14 protein-coding genes are annotated in these 15,413 nt (G+C 59.9%); 2 read left to right on the forward strand and 12 right to left on the reverse strand.

What is annotated here, in order from left to right:
• The first annotated feature begins 9 nt into the window (after positions 1–9).
• A complete protein-coding gene (locus ACYZUC_RS17730; protein ID WP_461989491.1) occupies positions 10–978 on the forward strand; it encodes a metal ABC transporter ATPase in 969 nt (322 codons plus the stop codon).
• A 135-nt stretch (positions 979–1,113) separates the two neighbouring features.
• On the opposite strand, the gene hldE is transcribed toward ACYZUC_RS17730, so the two are convergent.
• From hldE to msbA, 4 genes are all read right to left on the reverse strand, one after another.
• Positions 1,114–2,538: a bifunctional D-glycero-beta-D-manno-heptose-7-phosphate kinase/D-glycero-beta-D-manno-heptose 1-phosphate adenylyltransferase HldE gene (gene hldE / locus ACYZUC_RS17735; RefSeq protein WP_131058771.1), complete on the reverse strand. Its 1,425-nt coding sequence runs from the start codon at positions 2,536–2,538 to the stop codon at positions 1,114–1,116.
• 102 nt (positions 2,539–2,640) lie between these two features.
• A complete protein-coding gene (cysC, locus tag ACYZUC_RS17740; RefSeq protein ID WP_461989492.1) occupies positions 2,641–3,246 on the reverse strand; it encodes an adenylyl-sulfate kinase in 606 nt (201 codons plus the stop codon).
• Positions 3,239–3,943 carry a sulfotransferase family 2 domain-containing protein gene (locus tag ACYZUC_RS17745; RefSeq protein WP_461989493.1) on the reverse strand — a complete coding sequence of 235 codons (705 nt, stop codon included), beginning with the start codon at positions 3,941–3,943 and terminating at the stop codon, positions 3,239–3,241. Before ACYZUC_RS17745 ends, cysC begins: the two co-directional genes overlap by 8 nt.
• Positions 3,944–4,128: 185 nt before the next feature.
• Entirely contained in the window at positions 4,129–5,928 is a 1,800-nt protein-coding gene (gene msbA, locus ACYZUC_RS17750) for a lipid A export permease/ATP-binding protein MsbA (RefSeq protein WP_461989494.1), read from the reverse strand.
• 115 nt (positions 5,929–6,043) lie between these two features.
• Here msbA and ACYZUC_RS17755 point away from each other — a divergent pair, with 115 nt between their 5' ends.
• Positions 6,044–6,685, forward strand: coding sequence for a BUD32 family EKC/KEOPS complex subunit (locus tag ACYZUC_RS17755; protein ID WP_461989495.1), 642 nt, complete (start codon positions 6,044–6,046; stop codon positions 6,683–6,685).
• A 43-nt stretch (positions 6,686–6,728) separates the two neighbouring features.
• On the opposite strand, the gene ACYZUC_RS17760 is transcribed toward ACYZUC_RS17755, so the two are convergent.
• The 8 genes from ACYZUC_RS17760 to ACYZUC_RS17795 form a co-directional block, all read right to left on the reverse strand.
• On the reverse strand, positions 6,729–7,880 hold the full coding sequence (locus ACYZUC_RS17760) for an O-antigen ligase family protein (RefSeq protein ID WP_461989496.1): 1,152 nt from the start codon (positions 7,878–7,880) through the stop codon (positions 6,729–6,731).
• A gap of 4 nt (positions 7,881–7,884) precedes the next feature.
• Complete coding sequence (locus ACYZUC_RS17765) at positions 7,885–8,652, reverse strand: glycosyltransferase family 2 protein (RefSeq protein WP_461989497.1); 768 nt, start codon at positions 8,650–8,652, stop codon at positions 7,885–7,887.
• Between the two features lie 38 nt (positions 8,653–8,690).
• Entirely contained in the window at positions 8,691–9,647 is a 957-nt protein-coding gene (locus ACYZUC_RS17770) for a glycosyltransferase family protein (protein ID WP_461989498.1), read from the reverse strand.
• Positions 9,644–11,074, reverse strand: coding sequence for a PIG-L deacetylase family protein (locus ACYZUC_RS17775; protein WP_461989499.1), 1,431 nt, complete (start codon positions 11,072–11,074; stop codon positions 9,644–9,646). The genes ACYZUC_RS17770 and ACYZUC_RS17775 overlap by 4 nt, the downstream gene beginning before the upstream one ends.
• Before the next feature lie 8 nt (positions 11,075–11,082).
• Positions 11,083–11,979, reverse strand: a complete 897-nt coding sequence (locus tag ACYZUC_RS17780) for an antimicrobial resistance protein Mig-14 (protein ID WP_008040364.1) — start codon at positions 11,977–11,979, stop codon at positions 11,083–11,085.
• On the reverse strand, positions 11,979–13,109 hold the full coding sequence (locus tag ACYZUC_RS17785; protein ID WP_461989500.1) for a glycosyltransferase: 1,131 nt from the start codon (positions 13,107–13,109) through the stop codon (positions 11,979–11,981). The genes ACYZUC_RS17780 and ACYZUC_RS17785 overlap by 1 nt, the downstream gene beginning before the upstream one ends.
• Positions 13,093–14,850 (reverse strand): carbamoyltransferase family protein, encoded by a 1,758-nt coding sequence (locus tag ACYZUC_RS17790; protein ID WP_008027860.1) that lies wholly within the window; start codon positions 14,848–14,850, stop codon positions 13,093–13,095. The genes ACYZUC_RS17785 and ACYZUC_RS17790 overlap by 17 nt, the downstream gene beginning before the upstream one ends.
• A gap of 174 nt (positions 14,851–15,024) precedes the next feature.
• Complete coding sequence (locus ACYZUC_RS17795; RefSeq protein ID WP_461989501.1) at positions 15,025–15,360, reverse strand: YceK/YidQ family lipoprotein; 336 nt, start codon at positions 15,358–15,360, stop codon at positions 15,025–15,027.
• Between the last annotated feature and the right edge of the window lie 53 nt (positions 15,361–15,413).

The following is a 15,413-nucleotide window of genomic DNA, read 5'->3' on the forward strand; positions in this document are numbered from 1 at the left end:
GGAGCCGACATGCCGCGTACGCTCATTAGAAAGAACCCGAGCAACTTCAAGACCCTGCCGTTATTCGTCGAAGCGACTCCCGAAGGCCTGAGTTATCAAAGCGTCGGGATGCCGCTGAATTTTTCCCAGACGCTGCAACGTCGCCGCCCGGTGGCGGTGGCTGACAGCGAACGGTTCGCCGTGGAGCTGGCCAATCTCGGGGTTTCGGTGCGCCTGACCCTGCATTGGCAGAACCGCGATTACTGGGTGTTGGTGCGTCAACGTCGGCAAGACCGTGGCGACGTGGTGCTCAAGCTGATCTCCGGTTACGTGCCGGCCCACGAACTGAACCTGCCGCTGCACACTGCCATCCAGGAGATTGCCGAAGAGTGCCTGCTGGAAACGCCGGAAGGCTGGCTCGGTGGGCGTTTCAACGACACCTGGCTGCCAGCACCCTACTCCGCCGCGCTGCACTATCGTGAAGCATTGCCGTTTCGGCTGACGCCGCTATCCGGCTCGGCGCGGCCGGTGCGCTGCGCCAACATGCAGTTGATCGAACGCCCGCGTGCCTACGTGCATCTGCCGACGGCGTCGCTGCAACTGATCTATGACTTGCGCCTGGACGTGCCCAAGGAAGCCAAATCCCTGAGCCTGTTCCATGTCGACGAACGACTGGAGGGCGATCAACTGGTGGCCCGCCTCGACCGCAAGCGCCCCGACTTGTACCTGATGCCGTTGCAGGACGGCCAGCCGATGGCCGAGTTGTACACCCTGAAAAAGGATCACCTTTACCCGGCGAGCACACGCGGGTTGTATCTGGCAGAGAGTTTTGCCCAGCAGCAAGGCTGGCTGGTGCGCGATGAACGGATTCGCTGGAAGGATTGGGTGCGCCAGCAAGGCCTGAATCCGCCGGGGAAGGATTCAGGTTTGGCGCGTTTGCGCGGGAAGGCGAAGCAATTGCTGAAGAAGATCGTGCCGCGCAAGAAGGTCAGCTCTTAAAACCCAGCAGGTGTAGACCTGCCCGTGTAGGAGCTGGCTTGCCGGCGATGGTCGTTAACGATGACGCGTGTTTACTGGGTAAACGCGGCGCCCTTGAGTCCATCGCTGGCAAGCCAGCTCCTACAGGGTTTGGTGTCACTCGGACTTGCGGATTTTCTCGACTATTGCGGTAGTCGAGCTGTTTGCCACCAGCCCCAAGACTTTCACGGTCCCGCCGTAGGCGGTCACGATGTCCGCACCGACGACCTGGTCGATCCCGTAGTCCCCACCCTTGACCAGCACGTCCGGCTTGACCTCACGCAGCAGGTTTTCCGGGGTACCTTCAGGGAAGCTGATCACCCAATCCACCGCCCCCAGACCGGCCAGTACCGCCATGCGACGATCGACGCTGTTGATCGGACGACCCGGCCCTTTCAGGCGGCTGACCGAAGCATCGTCGTTGACCGCAACGATCAGACGATCGCCCTGAGCGCGCGCCTGTTCGAGGTACGTCACGTGGCCGGCGTGCAGAATGTCGAAGCAGCCATTGGTGAAGACGATCTTCTCTTTATGCGCACGCGCATCGTCGACCGCCAGCAACAACTGCTCAAGACCCAGCACACCGCGCTCGGAACCTTCTTCACGCTGGATGGCGCGACGCAGTTCCGGGGCGCTGATGGCCGCCGTACCGAGCTTGCCGACAACAATGCCTGCCGCCAGGTTGGCCAGGGCCACGGCGTGAGGCAATTCCTCGCCCGCCGCAATCGCCGCCGCCAGGGTGGAAATCACGGTATCGCCGGCACCGGTCACGTCGAACACTTCACGGGCCCGAGCCGGCAGGTGCAACGCCGGATGATCCGGGCGCAACAGGGTCATGCCGTGTTCGCCGCGGGTCACCAGCAACGCGCCGAGGTCGAGGTCGTGCATCAGCTGCGCGCCCTTGCTCACGAGTTCATGCTCATCGGCGCAACCGCCGACGATGGTCTCGAATTCGCTGAGGTTCGGAGTGATCAGGCTCGCACCCCGGTAGATCGAGAAATCCTTGCCCTTGGGATCGGCCAGCACCGGAATGCCACGGGCACGGGCGGCCTGGATCAGCACTTGATGATTTTTCAACGCGCCTTTGCCGTAGTCGGACAGCACCAGCACCTTGATGCCTTCGAGCAGTTCATCGACTTGCTCGCCGAGCGCCAATGCGTCGGTGGCGAAGGGTTCTTCAAAGTCGATACGCAGCAGTTGCTGGTGACGGCTCATGACCCGCAGCTTGACGATGGTCGGCTGGTGCGCGATGCGCTGGAACAACGCCCGTACGCCAGCGCCCTTGAGGCTGTTGGCCAGGCTGTCGGCGGCTTCATCGTCGCCGGTCACGCCGACCAGCGAGGCCGGTGCGCCGAGGGCGGCAATGTTCAGGGCAACGTTCGCGGCACCGCCCGGGCGGTCCTCGATTTGCTCGACCTTGACGACGGGTACCGGCGCCTCAGGGGAAATCCGTGAGGTACCACCATGCCAGTAACGGTCGAGCATGACATCGCCGACCACCAAGACAGGGGCTTGATCGAATCGCGGCATGGACAACTTCATGGAGCAACCCACATACAGAATGAACAGGGGCGGGATATTAACACAGGGTTGGCGTGGGCTTGTGTGGCGGCTGCAACGGGATGATTTTGCAGGGTTTATTGCTCATTTATTGAGCAATAAACCCGATAACCGCCGGCAAGCGTCCGTCATCTCCAGCGTTTGCGTGTCGATTTCACACTCGGCGCACAACGGTGCCTCGTAGGGACTGTCGATCCCCGTGAAATCCTTGATCCGTCCTTGCCGGGCCGCCCGGTACAAGCCTTTTGGGTCGCGCTGCGCGCACACCGCGAACGAGGTACTCACATACACCTCGATAAAATCGCCCTCGGCGAACAAGCGCCGCGCCGCGTCGCGCTCGGCCCGAAACGGCGAAATCGCCGCAACAATCACGATCAGGCCGGCATCGACCATCAGCCGCGCCACTTCAGCCATGCGCCGGATGTTTTCCCGACGACACTCGGCCCCCATCCCCAGGTCACGGCACAGACCGGCGCGCAGATTGTCACCATCGAGCACAAAGGTATGCAGCCCGAGCTCGTTGAGTTGCAACTCCAGGGCATTGGCCAGCGTTGACTTGCCCGCGCCGGACAACCCCGTCAGCCAGAGGCAGCGCGGCCGCTGCGATTTGATCGCGGCACGGTCGTTGATCGACAGCGACAACGCATAAGGCCTGATCCCGGGGACTGACATCGACCGCGCCTCATTCATAACCGAGCATCTCGTAATCGCGCTGGTACACCCGCCGTACCAGCCGACGGGTGCGTACCGAGCAGAAGTCACGGGCAGGCGCCGTGCGCCGCTGCTGCGAGCTGTTGATGTGCGGCAGCGGCACCGCGCCGCCCACCTGCTCGCACACGCGCTGAAAGTCGCGCTCCAGATGTTCCTGATAACCGATGAAATCCAGCGCCAGGTGCCCGAGGGAGTCGGTGAGAAAATCCGTTTGCGCAGCGAAATGCAGCTGCCGGTGGATCGTTTCCGGGTGCAGCCAGCGAGCGACGAAATCGTCGAAATCGCGGTAGTGGCTGACCAGTTTTTGCGCGGGTCGGTCGCGCAGGCTCAGCTCGTTGCCCCGCAGAAAAGCGTAGGCCGAGTACGCCCTTTCCAGCGGATCGCGAACAAAAGCAAACTTGAAACTGTCGGCAAACTGCTCGGGAAATTGCTGCTCGTACCAGTACAAGGGCAAGTGCCCCGGGCTCCAGCCATCGAACAGCGCCGCACAGACGCTGCTCCCGGCGCATTTGGGGACGTGAATGAACAGACAGGAACGCTGTGTGAAAGGCTGGGGAAAGCACAAGTTGGCCGACATCGACCGATTCACCACCTGCCGGTCCACGACCGACAGACGCCCCAGCAAGAATTGCCGTTGCGCCTTGGGCAACAGCTTCCAGAGATAACGTTGCAACATTGCAGCACCCGCGCGAAGGGGATGGCCCCCTCGATTGAAGTCAAAGTTCGTTCAGGAACCTTAACAAGCGCGTTGCCGAGATTTATTCAGGTTTGGTCAAGAAAGGTAAAGGTCTGGATACAATTCACCGGACGCATTGCACGTCGATGAGCGCGAGGGTGAGCCAGGCTCACCCTCGCGTCGGGTCAGGCGATGTTTTCTGCCGGCGCATCGAGCCCCATCGCATGCAGGCGCGAGTAGTAGCCGTTTTGCGCCAGAAGCTGGGCGTGGGTGCCTCGCTCGACAATTTCCCCATGGTCCATGACCAGGATCAGGTCGGCTTTCTCGATGGTCGACAAACGGTGAGCAATCACCAGCGTGGTGCGACCTTTCATGACCTGATCCAGCGCCGCCTGAATGTGCCGCTCGGATTCGGTATCGAGTGCCGAGGTCGCCTCGTCGAGAATCAGCAACGGCGCGTTCTTCAACAAGGCCCGGGCAATCGCCAGACGCTGACGCTGACCACCGGACAGCAACACGCCGTTTTCGCCGACCTGAGTGTCCAGGCCTTGCGGCATTTGCGAGATGAAGTCCATCGCATAAGCGTCCGTGGCGGCCTTTTCGATGTCGGCACGCGGCGCGCCGGCGAGGTCGCCGTAGGCAATGTTGTTGGCGATGGAGTCGTTGAACAGGGTCACATGCTGCGTCACTTGTGCCACATGCCGACGCAGATTACGCAGACGGTAATCTTCGATTTCTACGTCATCGAGCAGGATTTCGCCGGTTTCATGGTGATAGAAACGCGGAATCAGGCTAGCGAGGGTCGACTTGCCGCTGCCGGAACGCCCCACCAACGCGATCATTTGCCCCGGCGCCGCGGTGAAGCTGATGTTCTTCAGCACTTCACGGTCGGTACCTGGGTAGGTGAAGCTCAGGTTACGCACGTCCAGGTGACCGCTGACGCGATCGCGCTCGACGGTGCCGGTGTCGATTTCAGGCTCGACGTCCAGTTGCTCGAAAATGCTTTCGGCACCGGCGACGCCTTTCTGGATGGTCGAACTGACTTCCGACAACTGGCGAATCGGTTTCGGCAACAGGCCGGCGGCGGTGATGTAGGCCACCAGGTCACCTGCGGTGGCGTCACCGCGCAGGAACAACACAAGGAACATCAGCACCGCCATGGCGGTGTAGATCACCAACTGCAGCATTGGCGTGTAGACCGCGCCGGTCTTGGTCATGCGCAATTGCTTGTCGGTGTTGCCCTGACTGGCTTCGGCAAAGCGCCGCTCTTCATAGCTTTCACCGCCGAAGCTGCGCACAACGCGATAGCCCTGAATGGTTTCGGAGGCCACGTGTGTCACGTCGCCCATCGCCACCTGGATTTTCTTGCTTTGCTTGCGGAATTTCTTGCTGGCGCTGCTGACCATGACCGCGATGATCGGCAGGATCGCCAGCATCACCAGGGTCAGTTGCCAGTTCATCCACAACAGGTAGGCAAACAGGAACACCACGGTCAGGCCTTCGCGAATGACCACTTTGATGGCATCCGTGGCAGCACCGGTGACCATGGTCACGTTAAAAGTGATGCGCGAAATCAGGTGTCCGGAGTTATGGGTGTCGAAATAGCGGTTGGGCAACACCAGCAATTTGTTGAACAGTTCAACGCGCAGGTCGTGAACCAGACCGAGGGAGACCTTGGCCAGGTAATAGTTACCCAGGAACGACCCCAGGCCTTGCCATGCCGCGATCAGGATGATCAGCAGCGGCACGGCCATCAGCAACTGCAAGTCTTGCAGGTAGGGAACATTCGGGAACAGCACCGCTTCCGGGTTGCTCAAGCCGTCGACGAAATATTTGAGAATCCCGGCCAGCATCGGCTGTGTCGAGGCAAAAATCACGAAGCCAATGATACTGATGGCAAACAGGCCCCAGTACGGGCGCACATACGACAGCAGGCGCAGGTAAATCTTCAAGCTCGACGGCGCAGGCGAATCAGGGCTAGTCATGAGAACCCGTTGTATGAGAAAAGAGCCCGCGAGTGTAACACAGGCCATTTTAGTCGCTGAGCTGCGGTAATATGGCCGGCTATCCATGCCTCACGGCGTCGACCCCGGAGTATTGATGCAAGCGCTTGACCACACCCGATACCTCGCCCTGCGCGAGGGCGCACAAGTCCTTGAAGCGGATGGTTCGGGAGACAAGGTGCTGCGGTTGACGGACGGCTCGATCCTCAAGCTGTTCCGCCGCAAGCGTCTGTTGACGTCGGCCGCCTGGTATCCGTACGCCAAACGTTTTGCCGACAATTGTGATGCATTGCGTGAACGGCACATTCCCTGCCCGTCGATTCGTCAGGTCTATCGCATCGCGAGTATCGAGCGCGATGCCGTGCACTACGATCCGTTACCGGGTCAGACCCTGCGCCAGTTGCTGGACGATGAAAGCGACGCTGATCCGCTGCGCGGCCAGTTGGGGGCCTTCATGGCGACCTTGCATGAGCGCGGGATCTATTTCCGCTCGGCGCACCTGGGCAACATCGTGCTGACGCCCGAGCATCAATTGGGTTTGATCGACATTGCCGATATGCGGGTCTATCGCCGTCCGCTGCGCAAGACCCTGCGGCTGCGCAACTTCAAGCATATGGTGCGTTACCCGCAGGATCGCCAGTGGTTGCTCGACGATCGCGGTGAAGTGTTCATGCAGAATTATGGCCAGACCCAGAGCGTTTGCTCTGCGGAAGAATTGAGCATCGCCCTGCAAAAATGATCTGGACACCTTCGCCTCCGGGGAGGAGGCGAAGGCGAACCGCTTACGCCTGTGTGGCGCGCTGAGCCTTCAGTACCCTGGAGAGGATCATCGCCGCAGGCAGCAACACCAGCGGCCACAGCTCGTCCGGGTTGCCGATCAGCAAACTTCCATCGAAGTTCAGCATCACCAACGCACACGCCAGGTACACACCCCACGCATCGCGCAGACGCCAGGCTTGCCACAGCGAAGCCACCATCAACCCGACAAACAGCAGCAGCGCCACCGCACCGCCGTAAAGCCCCATGGCCACGAAAATATTGTGCGGATGCTGGATCGGCATCGTGCCATCGAGCAACTGTTCAGTATGGAAACCGATGCCGCAGCCCAGCGCCCAACCGCAGTTGCGCCACTCGCCGATCATGATGTGGAAGATTTCGATGCGGTACGAATCACCCCGGTTCCACAGGGACAGGAACCAGAGCTCGTTGTGCACCATCCAGAACAACAGACCGAGAATCACCAGGCCAACCGCCATCGCACTGCCCACCAGCCGCGGCTTTTTGTAAAGCGCGTAAAGCAGCCAGGCGCCCAGCAGGAAGGCTCCACCCACCAATGCGGTGCGTGTCTGCATGACAAAGACCACGGCGAACACCGCCAGAAAGACAGCCAGGCCACCTTCGATCAGCCTCCGCTCCTTGACCCACATCGGCAGTGCCAGCCCCAATGCGCAGAACAGCCAGATACTGGCGTAGATGACATTTTCCAGACGCCCTGGAAGCAGTCCGACACGGATGCCGACGGCATACTCACCGGTCACCCAGGCGTAGATCGCCGAGCTGAACACGTACAACGTCAGGACCCAGAACTGCGCACGAACGAAGGCCGAGCTGCGGAAAAATTGTGGATCGGTGAAGGCGCCCACGAGCATCACGAACATCAGCACATAGAAAATGTGCTTGAAGAACTGCGCATGCCCGGCAATCGTCGCCGGAACCAGAAACCACAACAGGAACGCCAGCCACGCCAGCGCCAACGGCAGCTTGAACAGGCCTGCCCCGCGCTCCTTGATCAGAAAGACCACCCCTGGCAAAACCATCAGGCCGTAATAAAGGTTGTTGGTCCACTTCGAAGACCAGCCCACCACGAAGCTCAACAGGAACACGCAGAGTGCGGCCCCGAAATACGACGTGACGGTGATTTTTCCTGGCTTCATGCCGCTAAATTCCATTGACTACCCAACCTATTGCCACACCGAGAATTAGGGCCACGACCAGCTTGATCCGATCGAGACGTTTACGTCGCAACTTGTTTTTCCGTTCCTGTGGAACCACCACATGCTCACCGAAACCGGTGTGCAGTACGGCGTCGTTCTCCAGAATCAGCGCATAGCGGTTTTCGCCGGCATACAGACGCGACAGGTCTTTCTCTCCGGAAAAAGCGGAATACGGTGCATGAATCAGGTAATCGGCACGGCGTCGCAAGCCCGGGTTCAGGGAGAAGCCCTGCCAGTCGGCCTTGTGCGAGCCCAGCACATAGAAAGGAATGCCGTGGCTGACTTTGCGCTCATTCAAAAACACATAAGGACTGTGAACCTTGAGGTCATGATTGAAGCTGCGCAGCCACACCTGCAAGGCTTGCGGATCTTCTTCCAGCAAGCATTGGGATTCTTCGATAAACCCTTCGCGGTAGAAGTCCCAGTCGTCTTCACAGTGGAAAATCCACGACGTCTGCACCTCGGCATAGGCCGCATCGATGGATCGTAGCTGACCCAGTCGCGGATTGTTGATGAAGAAACGGGTATGCGCCCGCCAGTGCTCCGGAATGCAGGCCTCGACGGCGCTGTCGCCGGAGTCCTCGGTAATGAATACCTTGCGGATGGGAGCCGTATTGAACCGGTCAAACGTCTCCAGGGTTCGCTTCAACAGATCGAAGCGACCGCAACTGGTGATGACGACCGAAATATCGCTAGTCTCGCTGAACAGCATTTATTTACACCGCTCCATTAGTGATTTGACCGCCGGCTTCACAGCCCGAGCGACAAACGTATTTTTTCTTTCCAGCCCAGCGGAACGTGCTCGCGTAGCGGCGCGCGCAGGGCGTCGACAATCGCATGCCCAACGGCGCGGAAGGTGTAACGCTGCTCTACCAGAGCCTGCCCGGCCAATGAAATGGACTCGGTCAGCTGCGGGGACTCACGCAACACCGCGAGTTTTTCCCTCAGTTCATCGCGCGTTCGATAAAGCACAATGTTGTGCATATCGACAAAGCCCAGTGCGCGATTCTCTTCTTCGCCCTGATCGTAAGCAAACAACACACAACCACAGGCCATGGCCTCGAAATTCTTGATCATGTATTCGCCCATGCCGACATCGGCACTCACGAAATAACGGATCCGGCTCAACGTCTCGCAGTATTCCTCACCCGACTTGGTGCGTGTGATCAGCAGGTTTTCGACTTCGGCCACGGACTCGAGCATCGCCCTGCGTCCAGCATAGGCAACACTGTTCAGGCTGCCGACGAAACCCAGCTCGATGTCACGTTCGCGCTGACGGTTCTGCAACAGCGCCTGATCGTAGCCCTTGGGCACGAAATGCGCGTCAAAGCCTTCATCGCACAAGCGCTGGCTGACCATGTAACCCGAGCTGATCACCCGCGCCCAGGGCAACTTGCGGTAATGGGCGCTGAACTTTCCGGTGTACTTGCACGGGATGTAATTCTGGTAAGCATCGTGTTCCAGAATAACCAGATTGGGCAGGGTCTGTATGAACCTCACCTGTCTGATTTCTTTTTTGAAGCGCAGGAAGAACACGATCCGGTCATAGCGAGAGACATCTACGTGCTTGCGAAAGTAGCCACGCAAGTCGTCCTGTTCCTCACTGGTCAATTCGCGCTTGTCACACTCGCACTGCTCGGCGATACCGTCATACAGCCGATCGAGGATCGCTCGCTGCTCTTTCTGCACCAGAAACAGAACTTTCAATTGGTCTCTCTCTTTCCCGACAGCTCATGGACCCAGAACAATTCATGGCGTCGCACTGCTTTACGGAAGAACTCGTTTTCGCCGAAAGCCGGCCATTGCCTGGCAGCCAGACAACGTTGTATCGCCCGGCGGAGTAAACGCTTGAGGGGAAGTCGCGGCTGAAGGTCGTGCATCATGCCTAACGACATGGCCTTGTGCCACTGTTTTTCGGTCGACAGACAAAGCGCCCAGGGGCGCAACGGCTCTTCGGAACTGATCTGCGGAGGCATCGCCACACCCGCACCGGCATCGCCCATTGGCCAGCGATCGTTATCATGCAGGTGATTGGCGTAATGCAACAAAGTCTCGGGCTGCCAGGCTGTACCGCCCAGCGCCTGCATCACCGCTTGTTGCGAGCACAGATGATCCGGGTGCGGGTCGAAGCGCGGATGCGGCAAGACAATGACCTGAGGCTGAATGCGCTCGATCAGTTCTTTCAGGTCGGCCAGCAGGTTGTTCCAGGACGGCACGCCATCCACGTCACTGCCCAGGGTGAACGGATTGAATCGGCGAAAGTAGCGGGTATCGCCCAGTTGCGCCTCGCGGGACAACACGGCCTCGGCCGGCGCGTTTTGCATGGCAGGCAACTGCAGACAGAAGTAGCCCAGCTGGACACAGCGTTCCTGGGGTACGCCGCCCCACAATGGCACGCTGATACTGTCCCAGGCGCGAAGTGAACCTTTCAACCGGGATGCTTCGACGCCTTTGAGCCCCATCTGCTGATAGTGTTCGGCCTCGATTTCACCGGCGGTCAACGTCACGATCCAGCTTTCGCTGGCACTGCTGTACAAGCCGAACGCGGCCAATTCGGCATCGTCGGCATGGGGTGCGATCACCATCACCCGCCGACTGCTGTAATCCGGATGTTCGAACGCCCAAAGTACCGGTTCGCCGAGCAATCGGCAGAAACGCCCGCGCAAACGCAAATCGCCTTTGGACAGAACCTGCGCCTGGCCGCTGAGGTTGAGGTAACGCAGACCGTTCACACCACGCTCAAAGACTTGCCGGTCCGGACTGTCGCCACCCGACAACTCCACTATCGGGTCGAGAAAGCGCCCCAGCCAGGTGCTTTTGATCCGTAACGCCAGCACCAGGGTCGCGTCGTCCACCAGCATGACGCCGTCATCCAGCCGCAAATGCTCACCGTCCAGATGAACCTTGGGTTGTTGGGTATAGGGCGGGAAGCTGTACTCGTAATCGTCTTTGGGCGAATAAAACAAATGGTCGGCAAACCATGCTTCGTGAGCGATCCAGCCCAGGACCGCCAGAATCAGCGGCAACCACCAGGCCACCAGCACGCCGATGGCAATCAACAGCACCAGCGCAATCAGGAGGCCGATGCGTTTCTGGCGCCGATGGCGCTTGAGCAATTGCTGTTTACGGCTCATGGATTGGCTCATACGGTGAAGACTGGCACAGGATTGCACCAGCGATCCTTGTATTCACGATCGGCGCGACCGAAGGAGAAGCGCAGGGGCTTGTCCAGCGCTCGCGCATGCTCCCAGGCACTTTGCGTATTGAGAAAGCTCAGCACGCTGCCAGGGCTGAATTCACGGGTTTGCGGGTCTACGCCACCATTGATGTACTCGACACTGATCCATTGCGGCGCTTCGACGCGGTAAACCAGTTGAATCGCGATCGGCGCGTCGTTGAGGAAAATCACCGAGCCGATCAACAAATCACGCAACAACTCGATCACTTCGCCCATGCGCTCGGCGCCAGTGGCCGCAAAACCCCAGCGACGCTGGAACAGGTCACAATAAATCGCGGCCAGTTCGCGGCTGGAAAACTCGCTGACCGGCCGCACCACGCCGCCCGCCTCCTCCAGCAAGCGCAATTCGCGGCGCTGGTTGTAGCGAAACTTCTTCGACAGTTCTTCCGGAGTACGGGCCATGGCCAATTGTTCAGTCTGCAACCTGATGCCTGCAAACCGGCCTTCATTCAGTGCTGACAGATAACGAGCGCGATGGCGCAGGGGCGCTTGCGTATCAGCAGCGGCCGGCAGGATTAGCTCGGCATTGCCGAGGTCGAACAGGCCTTTTTTACCGTTGCGCTTGAGCACGTCCTTGGACAAGGCAAGGTCGCGGCCCCAGGTCGGAATGGCTGCCTGGACGTCACCGTTTTGCGCCCAGGCCAGATAGCGCACGGGAATGCCGGCCAAATGAGCAAGTCGTTCGACGACCATCGGGTGCGTCGCGACGCTGCCGCCATAACGGTGCCAGGCCTCGGCGTATGTCGAGGCATCGACCACCGCCCAGCCACGCTCGCGCCAGCCTTGTAGTCGGTTGAGCATCAGCCCCTCGGCGCCAGTTCGGTAACGTGTGGCAAACGCCAGAAAGCATCGCGTACGGCACGGTCGGAGAAGCGCTCACGCAAGCGGTCGAGCATCAGCTCGGCGCACTGGCGACGTTGTTGCTCATCCATCGCGGCCAGATGGTGCAGCCCTTGAGCCAGGTGCCCGGCATCGCCCAACGGGAACAGAATGCCAACGCCTTCCACCACTTCCTTCGCACCGCCACACGCCGTGGCGAGCAACGGTACGCCGGCGGCCATGGCCTCCAGCAGCACCATGCCGAACGGCTCGTGATCGGAACTCAGGGCAAACACATCGAAGGCACGGAAATAACGCCGGGCCTCGGGCACCTGCCCAAGGAACAGTACGCGATCGCCAATGCCCAGTTCGCGGGCCTGGGCCTTGAGGTCCTGCTCCAGCCGACCGGCACCCAAAATGACCAGTTGGCTGTTAGCCGGCAAACCCGGCAGAGCCGTCGCAAAACCTTCCAGCAACGTGGCCTGATCCTTGTCCGGATGCAGCCGCCCGACGTTGCCGACAACCCAGGCATCCATCGACAACCCCAGGGTTTCCCGGGCTTCACGAACGGACACCTGGCTGTCTTGCAAGGTTTGCACATCAATGCGGTTATAGAGCGTCTGAATCCGCCCGGCCGGCCATTTCGGCAAGCAACCGCGCATGTCATCGCGCACCGCGTCGGAAACCCCGAGCAGGCTCAGGCGCTTGCGGAAAATATGGGCGAAGAGTTTGCGAGTGCCGCGCTTGTAGTCATCAAACGCGTGATGCACACCGATCACCGGCAACGAAGTGCCCAACAAGGCGATGTAGATCGGCTTGAAACGATGAGCAATGCAGAAGCTGAAGTTGCGCGAAGCGGCGATCTTGCGCAGATCGCCGATGGCACCCAGCTTCAGGCCACGAATGGCCTTGGAGCTGTATTCCATGAACAACACTTCATCGGAAGCACAGCCCGCGGCAACCTCGCTGTCTGCAACCCCGGTCAGAAACACCGTGGTCACTCGATAACCGGTCCCCGCAAACAGGCTGGCGTACTGCCGGGCGCAGTCCAGAAACGGGCCGTCATAGCCGTGACAGAACTGCAGCACATGGCGTTCAGCCGAGCGTGTCATATGCGTCCGCGCCCTCTTTGACCACCAGGATGTCTTCCATGATCAGATACTGCAGGTCGGAGCCGAAGAACATGTTCAGGGCATCCGTCGGCGAGCAGATCATCGGCTCGCCACGGCGGTTGAGCGAAGTGTTCAGCGACACGCCGTTGCCGGTCAGCACTTCCAGCGCCTTCATCATGTCGTAGTAGCGCGGGTTGTATTCGCGCTTGAGCACCTGGGCCCGGGACGTGCCGTCTTCGTGGACCACTTCCGGCACGCGGGTTTTCCACTCTTCAGCCACTTCGAAGGTGAAGGTCATGAACGGCGCCGGGTGATCGATCTTGATCATCTGCGGTGCAACGGTGTCGAGCATCGACGGGCAGAAAGGCCTCCAGCGCTCGCGGAACTTGATCTGGTGGTTGATGCGGTCAGCCACGCCGGTCGCGCTCGGGCAACCGATGATCGAACGACCGCCCAAGGCACGCGGACCGAACTCCATGCGACCCTGGAACCACGCGACCGGGTTGCCATCGACCATGATTTTGGCAATGTTTTCCGGCATGTTCTCGAGCTTGCGCCATACCGGCTTGCTCGGGTGACGGGCGCATGCTGCCAGCACGTCTTCGTTGCTGTACGACGGGCCGAGGTAGACGTGTTCCATCTTCTCGACCGGCACGCCACGGGCGTGAGACACGTAAGCCGCCGCGCCGACCGCAGTGCCGGCGTCGCCGGACGCAGGCTGGACGAACAGCTCTTTGACGTCGTCACGGGCGATGATTTTCTGGTTGAGCTTGACGTTCAACGCACAGCCGCCGGCGAAGGCCAGCTTGCCGGTTTCCTTGAGCACGTCGCCCAGGTAATGGTCGATCATCTGCAACGCCAGTTTCTCGAACAGCGCTTGCATGCTCGCGGCGTAGTGGATGTACGGTTCGTCGGCGATGTCGCCTTCGCGCTTGGGACCCAGCCACTCGATCAGCTTCGGCGAGAAGTAGAAACCCTTGCCCTTCTCTTTATAACGACGCAGGCCGATGACGTTGGCGTAGTCGGTGTTGATCACCAGCTCGCCGTTCTCGAACGAGGCCAGACGCGAGAAGTCGTACTTGCTGGCGTCGCCGTACGGCGCCATGCCCATGACCTTGAACTCGCCGTCGAGCATCTCGAAACCGAGGAACTCGGTGATCGCACCGTACAGGCCGCCCAGGGAGTCCGGATCGAAGAATTCCTTGATCTTGTGGATCTTGCCGTTTTCGCCGTAACCGAAGAAGGTCGTGGCGTACTCACCCTTGCCGTCGATGCCGAGGATCGCGGTTTTCTCTTTGAAACCGGAGCAGTGGTAAGCGCTGGAAGCGTGGGCCAGGTGATGCTCGACGGGCTCGATCTTGATTTTCTTCGGATCGAAGCCCAGTTGCTCCAGGCACCAGACGATCTTGTTGCGATAGCGCTTGTAGCGACGATTGCCCATCAGGATCGCGTCGAGAGCGCGGTCCGGGGCGTACCAGTAACGCTTGGCGTAGTGCCAGCGCGCCTTGCCGAACAGGCTGATCGGTGCGAACGGAATCGCAACCACGTCAACGTCGGACGGCTTGATGCCCGCCTGCTCGAGGCAGAACTTCGCCGATTCGTAAGGCATGCGGTTCTTTGCATGTTTATCGCGCACAAAGCGCTCTTCTTCAGCCGCCGCGACCAGCTTGCCGTCGATGTATAAGGCTGCGGAAGGATCATGGCTAAGGGCGCCGGACAGGCCAAGAATCGTCAATGCCACAGGGGTCTAGCCTCTTTAGTCTGCATGCAGGCGCAACGCGCCTCAAAAATTAATGTGCCCTCGCAAGGGGCGAGAGACAGCTAAAGGGCGGGATTATAGCGTAAACATGCCGGGAATGACCCTACGGTTATCAGCGACGTAAACATGACCCAAGGCCAGGGCGCACGGCCAGGATCATCCGCGCCCCGGCCGCCAGTAAATCCTGAGATTGCCATCTACCCCCTGCCGGTAAATCGTGTACGGCAAGGCAACGGTGTCCAGCGCACCGGACAACGCCAGGTCCAGCAAAACCAGCGGTACAAGAAAACCCGTGGGGTCCGGCGGTGCATTCAGCACACAGAAATCGTAGGCCAGACCGCTGTAGATTCGCGGGATGGATTGGCAGTAGGTTTTTTGTTTGCGCAGGTCACGCGCCGCGTCTTCGTCATTTTGCAGGACCGTGACGGCGGTGCCGCAGCCAGATAGCGCCAGCGAGAATGTGCCGAGCAGAACAGCCGTTTTAATCGTCAAGATTTGCCCTCCATGAACGTCAGGCAAACTAGCATTGCGGCTATTCAGGGCAC

This window comes from Pseudomonas sp. GT1P32 (genome assembly GCF_054897805.1).

Bases quoted from the DNA above. Each gene is read 5' to 3' on its own strand.
- hldE (WP_131058771.1), bottom strand. From the start codon at position 2,538: ATGAAGTTGTCCATGCCGCGATTCGATCAAGCCCCTGTCTTGGTGGTC.
- ACYZUC_RS17730 (WP_461989491.1), top strand. From the start codon at position 10: ATGCCGCGTACGCTCATTAGAAAGAACCCGAGCAACTTCAAGACCCTG.
- ACYZUC_RS17760 (WP_461989496.1), bottom strand. From the start codon at position 7,880: ATGAAGCCAGGAAAAATCACCGTCACGTCGTATTTCGGGGCCGCACTC.
- ACYZUC_RS17745 (WP_461989493.1), bottom strand. From the start codon at position 3,943: ATGTTGCAACGTTATCTCTGGAAGCTGTTGCCCAAGGCGCAACGGCAA.
- ACYZUC_RS17775 (WP_461989499.1), bottom strand. From the start codon at position 11,074: ATGAGCCGTAAACAGCAATTGCTCAAGCGCCATCGGCGCCAGAAACGC.
- msbA (WP_461989494.1), bottom strand. From the start codon at position 5,928: ATGACTAGCCCTGATTCGCCTGCGCCGTCGAGCTTGAAGATTTACCTG.
- cysC (WP_461989492.1), bottom strand. From the start codon at position 3,246: ATGAATGAGGCGCGGTCGATGTCAGTCCCCGGGATCAGGCCTTATGCG.
- ACYZUC_RS17780 (WP_008040364.1), bottom strand. From the start codon at position 11,979: ATGCTCAACCGACTACAAGGCTGGCGCGAGCGTGGCTGGGCGGTGGTC.
- ACYZUC_RS17755 (WP_461989495.1), top strand. From the start codon at position 6,044: ATGCAAGCGCTTGACCACACCCGATACCTCGCCCTGCGCGAGGGCGCA.
- ACYZUC_RS17785 (WP_461989500.1), bottom strand. From the start codon at position 13,109: ATGACACGCTCGGCTGAACGCCATGTGCTGCAGTTCTGTCACGGCTAT.
- ACYZUC_RS17765 (WP_461989497.1), bottom strand. From the start codon at position 8,652: ATGCTGTTCAGCGAGACTAGCGATATTTCGGTCGTCATCACCAGTTGC.